Below are 13,390 nucleotides of genomic sequence, written 5' to 3' on the forward strand. Positions count from 1 at the left end.
CGCCCCACCAGTGGAGATCACCATAGCCCCGCACCACCAGGAGCCACCGTGACCACCACCCGCACGCCCGCCGAAAACTTGCAGCACGTCATCACCCACTGGGACCACCTGCGCGAACTCCTCGACACCGCCGGCCCCGGCGACACCTGGCCCCCGCAGCGCCCCGGCACCGCGTACCTCGCCGCTCTCGACCGCCAGGACAGCATCGAGCAGCAGTTCGCCGCCGCCATCGCGCACGCCCTCCACCACCCGCAGCGCCTCGTCACCGTCCGCCACCACACCGGGCAGCTCTACTACCAGTGCGCCCACTGCGAGCACGTCGGTGACGGGCACGCCCACCCCGTCCGCGCGGACCGCGACCACGACCGCCCCGGCGAGTCGCCCGCCCCGATCCGCCTGCACGTCGCCGACGCCTGCCGGGCAATCGAGATCGCGCTCTGCTCGCTCGCCGACTCCATCGCCGTCCGGGACGCGGTCGACGGTGCCGACTGGCACGGCCGCGACCGCGCCCAGCGCACCGCACCGACCGCCGCCCGATGGCTCCTCGACCAGCTCGGCGACGGGAAGCCGTGCTGCCCGGTCCACGACACCGACCGGGCCCGGATCGCCGAGTACGCCCGCGAGGCCGCGGCCCGCATCGACCGGGTCCTCGGCACGCAGAGCACCACGGCCGTCCTGCCCATGGCCTGCCCGTGGTGCAAGGGGCCGCTCACAGCCCAGTTGGAGGCGGGCACGGTGATGAGCGTCGCGTGCACGACCGGCCTGATCGACTGCAACGCCCCGGTGCCGTTCGACATCGACCGGCGGGCCCGCGTCTGGTCGAGCGCCGTGCAACTCGCCGCGCTTCAACGCGCGGTGGACACCGCGGCGCGGGCGCGGGCCGACGCTGAGCGGCGGGCGGGCCGGGCGGAAGCACGACGTGCGCAGCGAGCAGCGGCAAAGGCCCGCGACGCGGCGTAAGCCGCTGTCCGGGCATGACAGGGCCCCCGCCGGATCATCCGACGGGGGCCCTGTCTGAGGCGGCTACCCAGCCTCGGGAAGGCGGGGCTGGTCGAACCTCAGCGGAGCGACCCCGCCGAGCTTCCGGTGCAGATACCGCAGGCCCTGAACGGTCACCCGGATCTGCGGACGCCCCAGCGTCGACTCGCCCGTATGCGGGTGGGTGTACGAGGTGGGCCGTTCCCGCAGGTGCCCGGCGTGCTTGGCGTACGGAACGCCGCGCCGGTCGACCATGCCGAGATCGCGCATGCTGGACAGCAGCCGGTTCTGCCCCGTGCTGATGCTCGGATCACGGTTCAGAATGTGCGCCGCCTCGCGCAGGGAGTAGTCCCCGGACGCCTCAGCGAGCACGTCCCACGCGTTCGCGGACGGCTCCAGCACGCGCACCTGCTGCTCCGCCTCGGCCGCCCGCTGCACGGCGGCTTCCCGCGACTCCAGGGCCGCCACGAGGTCACGCGCCAGCTCCAGCTTCGACGGCTCCGGGCGAGCCACCTCGTACCGGCCGGTCTCGCGGATCTGCCGGAGGATGGCCTTCACGCGGGCCTTGATCGCCTTCGCACCGGGAAGGCTGCTGCGAAAGATCAGCTCCCACAGGCCATCCTCGAAGATGACCTTCATCTCTCGGTTCTGTACGCGGCCGTCGGCGAGGTTGACCCGCACAATCTGCGTACCAACCTCCTCGCTGTCGAGGAGCCGGGTGGCGTCGCTCGCGTCGCGGTAGCCCATGGTCTTGGCGAAGTCCGAGGCAACCGCGTACGGGGTGCCGTCCTCCGTGGTGCCGAAGCGGACTCTGGCACCAGAGATGTCGAACAACTGGATGCTCATTAGGCGGCCTCCCCCGCAGCGAGCGCGACGATGCCGGTCATGATGGCGGCGAGACCGTCCGGGGAGATCTTCTCCGCGAGGGTGGGGACCTCGGCCGCGACGCGGGCGGCGAACTGCGCCCCGATCTCGGTGGCCGTAGCGGTCCGGTCGATCTGGTCGACCAACTGCTCGATCCCGTCGAGGGTGGCCCGCATCCCGGCCAGCCACACCCGAGCCTCGGTGGGGGTCATCTCGGTGCAGTCCCCGGCGTGCCCGATGTAGAGCTGCGGGCGGACGCCGATGGCGGTGTCGTCCAGGCCGACGTTGGCGGACAGCAGCTCGCCGCGCTCGACGTCGAGTCCGGCGGGGATCGGGGCGTGCACGCGGTGGCTGTCGTGCATGAGGTAAGTCTGTCCGTCGTCGTCACGGCCCAGGCGGCAGTCCCCGCACCACGCGTACCGGGAACAGGGGACGCGGACCGACCCCGGCGCAGTCAAGGCAGGGGATGCCAACCTCGCGCACTCTTGAGTGCGTACACTCATGGTGATTCCTCTTTCTAGGGATGGATCACTGATCAGCGAGCGGCAAACTCGCTGGTCAAACTGGCCGAGCGGGGGCTACCGCTCGGCCTTTCCCTTGTAAAGTAGTCTTTAAGTTGGCTTGGTGCAAGGTTTTGTGCCCTCTGGCATCAGGATCTGGCTTCATGCATGATGGGGGCATGGATAAGGACTGGCAGGCGCTCGCAGCAGCCATGAAGAGCGCGAGAGTGGCCAAGGGCCTCACGCAAGCTCAACTGGCTGAGGCGATCGGGGTCAGTCGGGCGACGATCCAGAGCGTCGAGCAGGGGCGCTCCATGGTCAGAGTGACCCGAACCCTGCTGGCTATGGCTCGCGCCCTGGGCTGGCCCGAGGGGCGAGTCGAGGCGATTCTCGATGGGCGCTGGTCGCCCGAGATGGCACCCGGAGAGAAGGCGGCAGCGCTGCGCCCTACGAGCGGGCTCCCGCTGAGCATTGAGCACGCCCTGACAGAAGGAGACCTGATCGACGCCCAAGTGGCGGCCTTCGCGGGCGGGGACGCGCAACTGGTCACCATTCTGATGACAGAGGCGGCGCTGTCGCATGACCAACTGCGCGCCGTACTGGTCAAGTGGCGTGAGCTTCAGGCGCAGATCAATGAGTTCAGCGCCTGACGCGAGAGGGCCATTCGCCGCCTGGTGATCGCGAGTAGCCAGATATAGCGGCCGGACGGGCTGACCGTCCGGCCGCTATATGCGTGCCGCCGCTACTCGGCAGAGCTGTCCTTCTTCGGCCGATGCGACCCCGAGCCGGTGTAGCCCCGGAAGATGTCCTGCACCGTCCCCAGCTTGATCTCCAGGCGCGCGGCAATCTGCCGGTAGGACAACCCCTCGTCATGGTGCATGCGGAGGACCAGCTCCTTCCGCTCGCGCGCCCATGCCCGATTCCGCTGCACTTGATCGGCCATGATCCGGCTCTTCACCCGCACGCGCGCTTCAGGGTCCGCGATCCGCTCGACCTCGTCCAGGGCATCTGACACCCGCTGCACCTCCTCGTCACCCATCCCGGCCCTTTCCCTGGGGGCCGCTTGCCCTGAGCGTAGGGGACCCCTACAGTCGTGAGCAAGCAGTCCGCTGCTGACGTAAAGACCCCCGGCCCGTGACTTTGGCGAGCCGGGCCGGGGGTCAGCCATCCACCTGACTTCACCAGGAGAGATGACCAATGCCTGACTCTAGTCCCGCCACGCCCGCCCCTGAAGTCCCGCCGCCCTCCGAGGCCGAGCAGGTCGCCGACCCGAGCTACGCCGCGCAGGTCCTCACCGCCGCCGCCAACGCACTCGACGAGCACCCCACACACACGCTCTCCGCGTACCAGCTCACGTGCGCCCTCCAGGAGGGCACCGCACACCTCGGCCAGCTCCCGGCGGTCGTGGTGCGCGACGCCGAGAACCGCGCGATCGCCGCCATGCCCAAGGCCCATCCCGCCGAGACGGCGGCCGAGTACGCGGTGCGCCTCCGGACCGCCGCGAAGGCCGCGTGATGAACGCACCCCACTACGAACCCGAGCCCGAACCGGACCGCACCCCGCGCCCCAGCACCGTCACCGACCAGCCCGCGACCGTCGCCCGCTGCGCCGAGGACTACGCGAACGGCGCCGACGTCCGCGCGAACCTCGACCGTCAACTGCGCCGTCGCTGACCACCGACCGGCCGGGCCCGTGCCTACCCCCTCACGGGCCCGGCCTCCTTTTCTGCTCCCGGAGGAGCATCGTGAAGATCCGCAAGCCTCGCGGCCTCCGCCGCCCGCCCGTCCTCTACGGCGCCTGCCTGCTCGCCGTCCTGTCTCTGGTGTGGTCCGCATACGCGATCACCGACCTGATGCGGTCCGGATGGTTCGGCCTGTCGGTCGCCGTCGCCGGTGACATCGGCTGGATCACCGTCCTGTGGGCCGAGTACCGCGACGTCACCGTGCGGATCCAAGGCCGGACCGTCAATGCCAGCATCGCCGGGTGGGCGATCGCCGCCGGTGTCGCCGTGCTCCTCGCCCTCCACGGCCACGAAGCGAACAGCCTTGCGCAGACGATCGCAGGCCCGTTCGTCGTCCTGGTCGGCAAAGCGGTCTGGGCGTTCGCCCTGGCGGCCTTGCGCGACCCGGCCGCCCTCACCGCCGAACAACTCGACGAAATCCACAGCGTGAGGCGGGACAGCGAGTACACCGCCCGGCTCCACAGCGCCCAGCTCGATCACGTCGAGCGCGAGGCCGACGCCGAGATCGCACGCATCCGCGCCGAGGCCCGCGTCACCCTGGCCAGAGACGAGGCCGACTTTCAGATCACGCTGGAGCGCGCCGATATGCGATCCGCGATCGAGCGCCGATCACGGATCGCCATCGCCCCGATCGAGCCGCCGAGCACGCCAATCGGCGCATCGCAGGCACCCGCCCCGAGCAGCACGAGCACCGATCGCGAGCAGCCGAGCATCGCCGAACTCGCCCGCGAGCACGTCGCGATCACCACCGACAACCGCACAGCCGTCGACGGCGTCCTCGCCGCCCGGCCCGACGCGGAACGCGAATCCGTCGCAGCAGCCGTACGCCGAGCCCGGAACAAGATGAACGGAGGCTACGCGTGAGCACAGAGCCCGGCCCGGACGAGCGCCGTATCCGACACCTGATGGACCAGCAGGCACGCGCCCGCGCGTACGAACGCCGCCCCGCGATCACCCCGACCCGGATCATCCCCGCCGGCGTACCGCTGCCTGCCCGGCCGCCTACTCCGGACGATGTTCCGCCGTGGCGCGCCCCCGCCCCAGAGGGGCAGAGCCCCCCGCCGGAGAACCCACCCGCACCGCCCACGGACCCGGAGCCCGAGCCTGAACGGCCGGGGACGATCGAGGTCCGCATCGCCTACGACCCGTACCCGATCACCCCCGATCCGGAGCCGTCGCTGTGGGACCGGATCACCCGGATCGCGCCCGGCTGGAAACTCCTCGCCGCCGTCCTCGGCGCGATGCTCCCGATCCCCGGCGTCGGGTACAGCCTTGCCACCGTATGGGCCTACACCGTCACCCAGGCGCGGACCGAGTTCGGGCCCGGATGGGCCTACGCACTCGCCCTCACCCCCCTCGCGCTCGCCGCCCGCGCCGTACGCCGCACCCGAAGCCTGCTCGCCCTGTTCGCCCTGGTCATCGCCCTGATCGGGCTGACCGGAGCGATCCACTGGTTCGACCCGATCGCCGCCCTGACTGGAGTACGCCCCCGATGACTGCGCCCGCTCTCACCCTCGCCGGACTCGCCCTCACCGCGGTGATCCTGTGGGCGAACCTCCGCCCCTGGTGGACCGGTTCGAGGGACCCGAAGCTCCTCGCCGCGTTCGGGAAAGGCGCCGCGCTCGGCATCCTCGGCGCCATGTGCGCCGGCGGCCTCCTCGGCTGGCTCGCCGGATGCGCACCCGGCGTCGGGAACACCGCCGGATCCAAGGCGGTCGGCGCGGTCACCGGGGCGCAGCCCTCCAGCCCACTCGCCGCCGGCAGCCTCTCCGGCTCCCTGACAGAAGAGGGCGCGATCGTCGTGTTCCTCGTGACGGTCGGCGTCGTCATGGCATGGCGGAAGGCCGGCAAGGACGACAAGAAACGCATGGCCGGCGGCGCGTTCTGCGGCGCGAGCCTGTGCGCCACCGCCGGAGTCGCCGGAGCCCTCACCTTCCTGCCCGGCCTGGTCAACAGCACAGGCGACCAGATCCGGGCCGCGATCGACGGCGTAGGCATCCTGTGACCGGCCGCGCCCGAACTGTCGCCGAACGCCTCGCAATCGGCTCCACAATCGTCGCCCGCCACCGGTCCGAAGCGATCGCCGCGTGGATCAGCGCAGGCCGCCGCGACGACCTCACCGGCTGGCGCGCCGCCCTCGGGCCCACGGTGCGGATGCTGCTGCTCGCCGGGGCCGCGTACGCCGCCCTCGCCCTGCTGCGCGCGGTGCCGTGGCTCATGTGGCTGCTCACCGCCTGGTGGCTCCGCGCCGCCTGGAAGGCCGCCGCCAAGCCCGCCGAAGCGCACGGTGAACCGGCGGACGACGACACCGTCTACGACGCCGCCCTCGACTGGATCCGAGACCAGATCGACGACCGCAACGGAGTCCACCTCGTCGACCTGCTGGAGCACGCCCACACCCACGGAATGCTCACAGAACTCGACCTCCCCGCCTTCCGCGCGGCCATGGAACGGTGGGGCTTCCCGGTCCGCCAGCAGCTCAAGGTCGCCGGCCGAAACCGGCCCGGGATCCACCGGGATGACCTTCCGTCTACCACTTCCCCTACCGCGACCGAGGGCGCCCCGGAAGCGGCCTGATACCCGGCTCTACCTGCGTAAATACCGTCCCGCCTACCGCCCCTACCGCAGGGGTAATCCCGCATCTACCCACGGACGAAGGGCTGACCGCATGACCAACCACCTCAGTGACGACGCCTGGATCGAGACCGGCCAGACGATCAGCAGCGCGGACGAGCTGCGGGAGTACGTCTCCGCACTCCGCGCCCACGTCCACCACATGCAGACCGGCGTGGCCCGCGCCGCCGCGGGCGCGCTCACCGGCCGGTCCTGGCTCGACACCCCCGGCAGCGAGCGGCCCGACCACGCCGACTTCCTGCACGAGCATCTGGACATGACCGTGACCCCGGCCGGGATGACCGCCCGCGATGCCGTGTACCGGCAGTCGCTCGCCGCGCTGATCACCGCCCTGGACGCGGTCGACCGCGCGACGCTCACCGTCTGGCTCGCAGACATCGCCCAGGCCGACCCCGACCGGCGCGCCTGACCCGCAACCCCGGGACGGCCGACTCACTGCCAGGCGAACGGCCGCCCCAGGGTCCCCTATCCCGCGCAGCACGAGACAGGACCCCCGATCATGGCACTCCGACGCCGCAAACCGGCACCCCCCGACGTACGCGAGACCGCGGCCCGCCTCCCCAAGACCATGCCGAGCCGGTTCACGCCCGGCGACCCGCGCGCCGCCGGACACCAGACGACATACCAGAGCAGCCGCGGCGGATGGCTCCGCAAAAAGCCCTGACCCGCGTCCCCCTGTACTCGCGCCCCGTTCGGTACTCGCCGGACGGGGCACGGCCACGAGAGGATGAGACCCATGAGCGAGAAGCCTGACGAATACGAGCTCCGAGCCCGCCTACTCCGCCTCCTCGCCGCCCAGCACCGGGCGCGCGCCGCCGAGTTAGAGATGGCCGCCGCCGCTACCCTCGCCACACGGTCCATGAGGCGGTTCGTGGAGGTGGTGACCGAGGCCGAGGCCCGCGAGATCGCCGAACACCCCGACCTCGCCGAACTGAACGCCCAGATGGACGGCTACTACGACCACCCCGAGGAATGGCGGCCGTGACCGAGTCCACGCCCCGGCCGGACTACACCCGGATTGCCGTCCTCGAACACGACCTCCTGGACATCAGCCCACCGCCCGGGAGCCCGGCCGCGCTCATCATCCACCTCCGCAGCACCGGCACCTGCCTCAACCACACCCCCGTCGCCACCACGACCGTCGGCGCCCCGACACCCACCGCCCTATGCGCCCGCTGCGGACACTGCCTGATCAACCAGGACGGCACCTGGCAGACTGCCACTGCGTGAAGAACGAGCCCTGGTCATACCGGCCAGGGCTCTCCCGTGTCACAGAACAGACACACTCGCCCAACCCCCCAGTCCCCGGCGACATGATGAGCCCTCTCTCATCACCCACACGCCCCAGGGGGGACCGTGTTCGGCTCCAAAAAGACACCCGAAGAAAAAGCAGCCGCGAAAGACCTCCTCGAACTCAGACTCGCAGCATCCGCCATCGGCGGAATGATGGTCCGCAAAGACCCCCTCCGCTTCACCGCCCCCGGCCAAATGGACGTCCCCGTCAAAGGCGCCACCATCACCGTCGACCGAGGCGAAGCAGCCAAACGCATCACCGCCACCCGCGTCGCCCTCACCGGCATCTTCGCCCTCGCCCTCAAAAAGGACAGCACCAAGCTCTTCATCACCATCGAAGGCGCAGACGGATCCGCCATGCTCCTCGAATGCCCGGCCCGAAAGGAAGGCGAAGCCCGCAAATTCGCCCTCCTCGTCCAGACCAAGCACAGCGCATAGCCGGACACCCAGGAGCACAGCCATGACCAACCCTCAGCCCAGCCCCTACGTCACCGCGCCCATCCCCACCGGCCGGCCCCGCATGTTCAACACCACCCTCGCCAAAGTGATCTGGACCCTCGTCCCGATCGTCTCCGTCGGCCTGCTCGCCGCGCTCCCCTTCGTCGTCGCCGCAGTCAAAGGCGTCATCAAAGCCTGGGTCGCCGCCATCTACGTCGCCGTCACCATCACGACCTACGGCATCGGCACCCTCACCGTCGGCCCAGGCGAGGAGTCCCCGTTCATGGGATTCCTGATCACCGTGCTGATCGCGACAGCGGCCACCCACACCGCGCTCCTCGACCACGAGAAGATCCGGATCGGGAAGTAGGGCCATCCGCCAAGGCGCTTGACCTGCGGATGGTGGACAAAGCCCGCGTGCGGCCACTTAACGCCCGTGCTCCGTGGGATACTTGAGGCACGAAAGCACAGACCCCGGCGAGTGCGGCGAACACTCCCGGGGCGCGGCCAACCTGACGAAAGCAGGCTGACATGCACGAGGATAACTGCGGGCGGCTCGACCGCTGCCTCAACCCCTTCCATAATCACGGCGGAGGCATCGACCGTCTCTCCCGGCTCGTCGATCCCGCCGACCCAGCGTTCGACGCCATCGCTACAGTGCTCACCGAGATGAGCGACGCAGGAGTTGACTTCACCGCCGAGGTCGTACAGATCGCCATCACCCTCGGACGGCACCGCCACCGGCAGGACCACCTCCCCCAACGCCTCGCCCCGAGCACCAGTCGCGGCAACCGAACCGCTGGCCCTGTCGTGTACTACATCCGCCGAGGCAACCTGATCAAGGTCGGAACCACCGTGAACCTGCGCGACCGCATGAACGTTCTGATGCCAGACGAGGTCCTTGCTGTCGAACCCGGCGGGCGTGACGTCGAGTCGCAGCGGCACCGCCAGTTCCGGGAGCTGCGGACCAGCTCACGAGGCGAGTACTTCTTCCCCGGCAAGGCTCTGCAGCAGCACGTCCGAAGCGTGCGAGCACAGCACGGAACACCCGATCCGACCCTGCCAACCATGGGGCACGCCTCGCTGTCATGGGCCGCCGATCTTGCCGAATCGGCAGAGTGTCGCTAGTTTGGGCGTAGACAACCCTGCCCGGAAACAGACTCAGCAGAGGCCCCCGCCACACGACGGGGGCCTTTCGCATTCCCGGAGGCACCCCGATGCCCACCGACCCCCGCGCCCACGCCCAGACCCGCGCCCTCGAATGGGCCGCCCAGGCCGACAACCACCAGCACCTCGCCGACCAAGCCGACGACCGCGCCCGCGAACTCTCAGCCAAGCCGTTCGTCACCAAGGAACTCGAACGACACCGCGAGTCCCGGGCCTTGCACACCGACCAGGCAGACCGGGCCGTACGCCTCGCCGAGATGTGGGCCCGCGTCGCCACCGCCTTCTGACCACCAAGAGGAGGCACGGCGTGCGCATCCGCCTCACCGACGGCACCCGCCGCATCGACATCCACGCCGACGGCACACCCCTCGCCCACGTCGAAGCCACCGCCCACCGCCTCCTGGCCGCCCTCACCCCCAGCGACACCGCCCCCGAGCACCCGCCCTTCGGGTTCACCCCCGACGACACGCCCCTCGACGGCACCGCCCTCAGCAGCGACACCGAACGCGCCGAGCCGTACACCGAACCAGGCCCCGACCCCGACGACACCGAGTGGGAGCTGAAGGCATGAGCGGCGGCAGCTACAACTACCTGTGCCACAGCTGGGACCTCGACGACCTGCTGGCAAAGCGCGGCTCACTCGAAGAGATCAGCCAGGCCCTCGCCGCCCTCGGGTACGCCCAGGACGCAGCACGCGAAACCGAGGAACTCCTCGTCCTCCTCCGCCAATGGGAGACCAGAGCAGGCGTACGCCTCGACCGCCTCCGGCCCGTCTGGAAAGCGCTGGAATGGTGGCACTCCAGCGACAGCAGCGAAGACACCTTCAAGGCCGCGCTCGCCACCTACCGCGACACCGAGACCGGGCCACCCGGATGAGCGGCGGATGGGCAGGCAGCAACCGCAGAGCCGAACTCCCACCCAACTGGGCACGCGAGATCCGGCCCGCGATCCTCCAACGCGACCAGTACCGATGCCGATGGGACGAAGCCGGACGCCCGTGCGGACACGCGGCCAACCAGGTCGACCACATCGGCGACAAGCACGACCACCGGCCCGAGAACCTCCAAGCACTCTGCGAACACCACCACGCGATCAAGACGAGCCGTCAGGGCAACGCCGCACGCTGGGCAGAAACCGCAAGACGACCCCCGGAGAAACACCCCGGGCTCATCTGAACCCGAAGATCAATCCCAGAATTTCCCTGACCCTCTGGGGGGTGACTCCCGGTGGTACCCCCGGTGGCCCTCGGGAGGTGCTGCGGCTCGGGTTGTGTACGGGTCTGGGGATTTGGGCCCCGTGGGGGTCTCTGGGCGGCTCGCTGGCGGGCGGGCAGGGATGCGGCGGGCTGTTTTGGTGGCGCGCGGGTGAGGGTTCGCAGAGCGCCTCTCAGCCCGCCGCACCCCCTGGCGTGCGGACGATTTTCGCAGGTCAGATGGCCTCTATGCGTTACAGTCGCTGCTATGATGGGTGCATGCAGAAGACGAAGTGCCGCCAATGCCGCAAGCGCCTCTTCCTGCCCGATGGATCCGAGATCGAGTTCTGCTCGGGGGACTGCCGCGACCGGCACGGTCGGCGCCACGGGGCTCCGTACGTGTGGCCAAGGTTCGAGGGCGAGCCTTGCCCCTACTGCGGCGGCGGCATTGTCAAGTACGGCGTGACGTGCGGGTCCGTGATCTGCACGAAGTCGAATCAGCTCTACCTCGACGCGTACCACCGCACAGGCGGCGAGCTTGAACGGGTCGACTTCGCGGCGATCGTGGCGAAGTCCAACGGCGTGTGCGGCGTCTGTACGCAGCCGCTCGGCGATTCGCCATCAGTCGATCACATCTTTCCGCTGAAGCATGGCGGGGCGCACACGCTCGCGAACGTGCAGCTCTCGCACCTCGAATGCAACGTGGCGAAGGGCGACAAGCTGCCCGAGGTGGCAGCGTGAAGCCGCAGGGGCCCGCCTGCCAGCACTGCGGAGGTCCGATTCCGGCCACGGCCCGCAGCGTGGCCCGGTTCTGCTCAGGGCGGTGCCGGGTCGCCGCGCACCGGGCGCGCCGTACGATCCCGGCCGAGCTGACTCGTCGTCCGCGGTGGATTCGGCACACCGCCCGCAAGGTGCCGCTCACGGTCGGCGGTTCGGTGGCGTCGAGTACGGATCCGTCGACGTGGTCCCGGCATCGTGACGCCGTGGCGAGCGCGGCCGGGGTCGGTGCGGGGTTCGTTCTCAACGGCGACGGGGTCGTGTGCCTCGACCTCGATGGCGCGCTCGACGCCGACGGCGAGGTGCTGCCGTGGGCGCGGCAGATCATCGACGCCGCGTCGGGCTGCTGGGTCGAGATCAGCCGTTCCGGCCGGGGTTTGCACATCTGGGGGTACGGAGTTCTGCCGCATGGGCGGCGGATCGCGGTCGGTCCGGGCTCGGTGGAGATCTACGGAGACGGCCGCTATATCGCAGTGACCGGGCGGACGTGGGGCGGCACGCCTCAGCGGCTCGGGGATCTGCAGCACATCATCGACGCCTTGCTGTAGCGGCCCGGCACGGGTGCGCCTCGGCGGGCACCCGACACGGGAGGTACAGCACATGGCACGCTTGCAGATCCTTGAACTGCCCGAGGGGGCCGCTGATGAGCGGGCGCCGTTCGTCCTTGTGATCGACGAGTACACCCCGCAGCGGGTGCTGCTTGGCGGGGCGCAGACGGATCCGTGGCGTGAGCACTGGGAGGGCGTGGCGGCCCGGACTGGGGCGCGGGCCGTGCTGGTCTTCAGCGAGCGGGTCGATATCCCGGCGAACGCGCTCCGCGGCGGGATTATCGAGGCCGGGTTGTTCCCGGAGTCCACGTCAGTGTCAGTCGAGGCGGACACGAGCCGGTTCGAGCAGGCGCTCGCCGAGGCGGGTCAGGCCGCCGGTCGGGTCGGTCCCGTGCAGCGCGAGGTCGAGCACATGGACGCGGTGACCACCGCGCTGGGGTTCGATCGGCTGCGTGACTGGGGCGAGATCGTTGAGGCGATCAAGACGCGGCGGCAGAAGGAAGCTGGCGGGCATTCGTTCGGCGGCCCAGGGCATAACGATCCGGTGCGCTGCTCACGGTGCCTCAGGGACCGATACGGGTGGGAGACGACGGAACGGCGGGAGTCGTGCGCTGAGGTGCTGGCCCGGCGGATGACCGAGGGCGGGCACGACTTCGCTGTGGATCCGCAGACGTGTCGACTGTGCGGCCTGAGCCGGGCCCGTTGGGTGCTGGGCATCCCGTGGACGTGTGAAGAGCAGAGGGGGGTCGGCTGATGGCCGGGATGGGCCCGCCGCCGAAGGGGCGGAAGGAGCGGCGGAATGCGGACGCGGTGCCACAGACGGTTCTCCGGTGGGAGCGCGCGGAGGCTCCGGAGCTGCCGGATATTCACGTTGAGCGGGACGGCGAGCTGGTGGAGTTCGTGTGGCCGGCGCGGACGCGGGTGTGGTGGCAGATGTGGATCGACTCGCCGCAGGCTGAGCATTTCGGTACGACGGACTGGCAGTTCCTGCTCGATACCGCGCTGATCCATGCTCGGCTGTGGTCGGGCGACCAGTCGGCGGCGGCCGAGCTGCGGCTGCGCGTGGCGGCGTTCGGCGCGACGCCGGCGGACCGGGCCCGGTTGCGGATGGTGTTCGCCGAGGCGGACAACGCCGACCAGGGCCGTGGCAGTTCGGGGGCTCCGTCGGCGCGGGAGCGGTACGGGGCGGCGAAGCTGCGGTCCCTGCCGGGCGGCAAGGAGGCCCGGCCGGACGCGGGCGCGGCTGGTTCGTAGGGGG

At 70.2% G+C, this 13,390-nt stretch carries 26 protein-coding genes; 23 read left to right on the forward strand and 3 right to left on the reverse strand.

Features of this window, described 5'->3' with window-relative positions:
- The first annotated feature begins 48 nt into the window (after nt 1-48).
- Nucleotides 49-960: a hypothetical protein gene (locus ACWEFL_RS02670; protein ID WP_451706381.1), complete on the forward strand. Its 912-nt coding sequence runs from the start codon at nt 49-51 to the stop codon at nt 958-960.
- A 63-nt stretch (nt 961-1,023) separates the two neighbouring features.
- Here ACWEFL_RS02670 and ACWEFL_RS02675 read toward each other — a convergent pair whose 3' ends face one another.
- Nucleotides 1,024-1,824, reverse strand: coding sequence for a phage antirepressor KilAC domain-containing protein (locus ACWEFL_RS02675; protein WP_451706383.1), 801 nt, complete (start codon nt 1,822-1,824; stop codon nt 1,024-1,026).
- Nucleotides 1,824-2,345 (reverse strand): DUF6907 domain-containing protein, encoded by a 522-nt coding sequence (locus ACWEFL_RS02680; RefSeq protein ID WP_451706385.1) that lies wholly within the window; start codon nt 2,343-2,345, stop codon nt 1,824-1,826. The genes ACWEFL_RS02675 and ACWEFL_RS02680 overlap by 1 nt, the downstream gene beginning before the upstream one ends.
- Before the next feature lie 176 nt (nt 2,346-2,521).
- Between ACWEFL_RS02680 and ACWEFL_RS02685 the strand changes: the two genes are divergently transcribed.
- Nucleotides 2,522-2,992 carry a helix-turn-helix domain-containing protein gene (locus tag ACWEFL_RS02685; RefSeq protein WP_451706387.1) on the forward strand — a complete coding sequence of 157 codons (471 nt, stop codon included), beginning with the start codon at nt 2,522-2,524 and terminating at the stop codon, nt 2,990-2,992.
- 92 nt (nt 2,993-3,084) lie between these two features.
- Here ACWEFL_RS02685 and ACWEFL_RS02690 read toward each other — a convergent pair whose 3' ends face one another.
- Nucleotides 3,085-3,381 (reverse strand): helix-turn-helix domain-containing protein, encoded by a 297-nt coding sequence (locus tag ACWEFL_RS02690; RefSeq protein ID WP_451706390.1) that lies wholly within the window; start codon nt 3,379-3,381, stop codon nt 3,085-3,087.
- Nucleotides 3,382-3,539: 158 nt separating this feature from the next.
- Between ACWEFL_RS02690 and ACWEFL_RS02695 the strand changes: the two genes are divergently transcribed.
- From ACWEFL_RS02695 to ACWEFL_RS02795, 21 genes are all read left to right on the forward strand, one after another.
- Complete coding sequence (locus tag ACWEFL_RS02695) at nt 3,540-3,857, forward strand: hypothetical protein (protein ID WP_451706392.1); 318 nt, start codon at nt 3,540-3,542, stop codon at nt 3,855-3,857.
- Nucleotides 3,857-4,015, forward strand: coding sequence for a hypothetical protein (locus ACWEFL_RS02700; RefSeq protein WP_451706395.1), 159 nt, complete (start codon nt 3,857-3,859; stop codon nt 4,013-4,015). Before ACWEFL_RS02695 ends, ACWEFL_RS02700 begins: the two co-directional genes overlap by 1 nt.
- Before the next feature lie 71 nt (nt 4,016-4,086).
- Nucleotides 4,087-4,947 (forward strand): hypothetical protein, encoded by an 861-nt coding sequence (locus tag ACWEFL_RS02705; RefSeq protein ID WP_451706397.1) that lies wholly within the window; start codon nt 4,087-4,089, stop codon nt 4,945-4,947.
- A complete protein-coding gene (locus tag ACWEFL_RS02710) occupies nt 4,944-5,579 on the forward strand; it encodes a hypothetical protein (protein WP_451706400.1) in 636 nt (211 codons plus the stop codon). Before ACWEFL_RS02705 ends, ACWEFL_RS02710 begins: the two co-directional genes overlap by 4 nt.
- Nucleotides 5,576-6,088 carry a hypothetical protein gene (locus ACWEFL_RS02715; protein ID WP_451706402.1) on the forward strand — a complete coding sequence of 171 codons (513 nt, stop codon included), beginning with the start codon at nt 5,576-5,578 and terminating at the stop codon, nt 6,086-6,088. Before ACWEFL_RS02710 ends, ACWEFL_RS02715 begins: the two co-directional genes overlap by 4 nt.
- Complete coding sequence (locus ACWEFL_RS02720; RefSeq protein WP_451706404.1) at nt 6,085-6,660, forward strand: hypothetical protein; 576 nt, start codon at nt 6,085-6,087, stop codon at nt 6,658-6,660. The genes ACWEFL_RS02715 and ACWEFL_RS02720 overlap by 4 nt, the downstream gene beginning before the upstream one ends.
- 91 nt (nt 6,661-6,751) lie before the next feature.
- Nucleotides 6,752-7,126 (forward strand): hypothetical protein, encoded by a 375-nt coding sequence (locus tag ACWEFL_RS02725; protein WP_451706407.1) that lies wholly within the window; start codon nt 6,752-6,754, stop codon nt 7,124-7,126.
- Between the two features lie 90 nt (nt 7,127-7,216).
- Nucleotides 7,217-7,381 (forward strand): hypothetical protein, encoded by a 165-nt coding sequence (locus ACWEFL_RS02730; RefSeq protein ID WP_451706409.1) that lies wholly within the window; start codon nt 7,217-7,219, stop codon nt 7,379-7,381.
- A gap of 72 nt (nt 7,382-7,453) precedes the next feature.
- Nucleotides 7,454-7,702: a hypothetical protein gene (locus tag ACWEFL_RS02735; protein ID WP_451706412.1), complete on the forward strand. Its 249-nt coding sequence runs from the start codon at nt 7,454-7,456 to the stop codon at nt 7,700-7,702.
- Complete coding sequence (locus tag ACWEFL_RS02740) at nt 7,699-7,947, forward strand: hypothetical protein (protein WP_451706414.1); 249 nt, start codon at nt 7,699-7,701, stop codon at nt 7,945-7,947. Before ACWEFL_RS02735 ends, ACWEFL_RS02740 begins: the two co-directional genes overlap by 4 nt.
- A 126-nt stretch (nt 7,948-8,073) precedes the next feature.
- Complete coding sequence (locus ACWEFL_RS02745; protein ID WP_451706415.1) at nt 8,074-8,448, forward strand: hypothetical protein; 375 nt, start codon at nt 8,074-8,076, stop codon at nt 8,446-8,448.
- A 22-nt stretch (nt 8,449-8,470) separates the two neighbouring features.
- Nucleotides 8,471-8,818, forward strand: coding sequence for a hypothetical protein (locus ACWEFL_RS02750; RefSeq protein ID WP_451706418.1), 348 nt, complete (start codon nt 8,471-8,473; stop codon nt 8,816-8,818).
- 161 nt (nt 8,819-8,979) lie between these two features.
- A complete protein-coding gene (locus ACWEFL_RS02755; protein WP_451706421.1) occupies nt 8,980-9,576 on the forward strand; it encodes a GIY-YIG nuclease family protein in 597 nt (198 codons plus the stop codon).
- Nucleotides 9,577-9,665: 89 nt separating this feature from the next.
- Nucleotides 9,666-9,902: a hypothetical protein gene (locus ACWEFL_RS02760; RefSeq protein WP_451706423.1), complete on the forward strand. Its 237-nt coding sequence runs from the start codon at nt 9,666-9,668 to the stop codon at nt 9,900-9,902.
- Between the two features lie 20 nt (nt 9,903-9,922).
- Nucleotides 9,923-10,186: a hypothetical protein gene (locus ACWEFL_RS02765; RefSeq protein ID WP_451706426.1), complete on the forward strand. Its 264-nt coding sequence runs from the start codon at nt 9,923-9,925 to the stop codon at nt 10,184-10,186.
- A complete protein-coding gene (locus ACWEFL_RS02770) occupies nt 10,183-10,491 on the forward strand; it encodes a hypothetical protein (protein ID WP_451706429.1) in 309 nt (102 codons plus the stop codon). Before ACWEFL_RS02765 ends, ACWEFL_RS02770 begins: the two co-directional genes overlap by 4 nt.
- Nucleotides 10,488-10,790: an HNH endonuclease gene (locus tag ACWEFL_RS02775; protein WP_451706432.1), complete on the forward strand. Its 303-nt coding sequence runs from the start codon at nt 10,488-10,490 to the stop codon at nt 10,788-10,790. The genes ACWEFL_RS02770 and ACWEFL_RS02775 overlap by 4 nt, the downstream gene beginning before the upstream one ends.
- A 296-nt stretch (nt 10,791-11,086) precedes the next feature.
- Nucleotides 11,087-11,548, forward strand: coding sequence for an HNH endonuclease (locus tag ACWEFL_RS02780; protein ID WP_451706435.1), 462 nt, complete (start codon nt 11,087-11,089; stop codon nt 11,546-11,548).
- A gap of 242 nt (nt 11,549-11,790) precedes the next feature.
- Nucleotides 11,791-12,132 (forward strand): hypothetical protein, encoded by a 342-nt coding sequence (locus ACWEFL_RS02785; protein ID WP_451706438.1) that lies wholly within the window; start codon nt 11,791-11,793, stop codon nt 12,130-12,132.
- Nucleotides 12,133-12,184: 52 nt separating this feature from the next.
- Entirely contained in the window at nt 12,185-12,886 is a 702-nt protein-coding gene (locus ACWEFL_RS02790; protein ID WP_451706441.1) for a hypothetical protein, read from the forward strand.
- An 8-nt stretch (nt 12,887-12,894) separates the two neighbouring features.
- Complete coding sequence (locus ACWEFL_RS02795) at nt 12,895-13,386, forward strand: phage terminase small subunit (RefSeq protein ID WP_451707293.1); 492 nt, start codon at nt 12,895-12,897, stop codon at nt 13,384-13,386.
- Nucleotides 13,387-13,390 lie beyond the last annotated feature (4 nt).

This window comes from Streptomyces sp. NPDC004838 (assembly GCF_053600955.1).

Coding starts and splice junctions, on each gene's coding strand:
- ACWEFL_RS02775 (WP_451706432.1), top strand. CDS start 10,488: ATGAGCGGCGGATGGGCAGGCAGCAACCGCAGAGCCGAACTCCCACCC.
- ACWEFL_RS02690 (WP_451706390.1), bottom strand. CDS start 3,381: ATGGGTGACGAGGAGGTGCAGCGGGTGTCAGATGCCCTGGACGAGGTC.
- ACWEFL_RS02725 (WP_451706407.1), top strand. CDS start 6,752: ATGACCAACCACCTCAGTGACGACGCCTGGATCGAGACCGGCCAGACG.
- ACWEFL_RS02795 (WP_451707293.1), top strand. CDS start 12,895: ATGGGCCCGCCGCCGAAGGGGCGGAAGGAGCGGCGGAATGCGGACGCG.
- ACWEFL_RS02760 (WP_451706423.1), top strand. CDS start 9,666: ATGCCCACCGACCCCCGCGCCCACGCCCAGACCCGCGCCCTCGAATGG.
- ACWEFL_RS02700 (WP_451706395.1), top strand. CDS start 3,857: ATGAACGCACCCCACTACGAACCCGAGCCCGAACCGGACCGCACCCCG.
- ACWEFL_RS02750 (WP_451706418.1), top strand. CDS start 8,471: ATGACCAACCCTCAGCCCAGCCCCTACGTCACCGCGCCCATCCCCACC.
- ACWEFL_RS02675 (WP_451706383.1), bottom strand. CDS start 1,824: ATGAGCATCCAGTTGTTCGACATCTCTGGTGCCAGAGTCCGCTTCGGC.
- ACWEFL_RS02730 (WP_451706409.1), top strand. CDS start 7,217: ATGGCACTCCGACGCCGCAAACCGGCACCCCCCGACGTACGCGAGACC.
- ACWEFL_RS02780 (WP_451706435.1), top strand. CDS start 11,087: ATGCAGAAGACGAAGTGCCGCCAATGCCGCAAGCGCCTCTTCCTGCCC.
- ACWEFL_RS02715 (WP_451706402.1), top strand. CDS start 5,576: ATGACTGCGCCCGCTCTCACCCTCGCCGGACTCGCCCTCACCGCGGTG.
- ACWEFL_RS02685 (WP_451706387.1), top strand. CDS start 2,522: ATGGATAAGGACTGGCAGGCGCTCGCAGCAGCCATGAAGAGCGCGAGA.
- ACWEFL_RS02770 (WP_451706429.1), top strand. CDS start 10,183: ATGAGCGGCGGCAGCTACAACTACCTGTGCCACAGCTGGGACCTCGAC.
- ACWEFL_RS02680 (WP_451706385.1), bottom strand. CDS start 2,345: ATGAGTGTACGCACTCAAGAGTGCGCGAGGTTGGCATCCCCTGCCTTG.
- ACWEFL_RS02755 (WP_451706421.1), top strand. CDS start 8,980: ATGCACGAGGATAACTGCGGGCGGCTCGACCGCTGCCTCAACCCCTTC.
- ACWEFL_RS02790 (WP_451706441.1), top strand. CDS start 12,185: ATGGCACGCTTGCAGATCCTTGAACTGCCCGAGGGGGCCGCTGATGAG.
- ACWEFL_RS02695 (WP_451706392.1), top strand. CDS start 3,540: ATGCCTGACTCTAGTCCCGCCACGCCCGCCCCTGAAGTCCCGCCGCCC.
- ACWEFL_RS02735 (WP_451706412.1), top strand. CDS start 7,454: ATGAGCGAGAAGCCTGACGAATACGAGCTCCGAGCCCGCCTACTCCGC.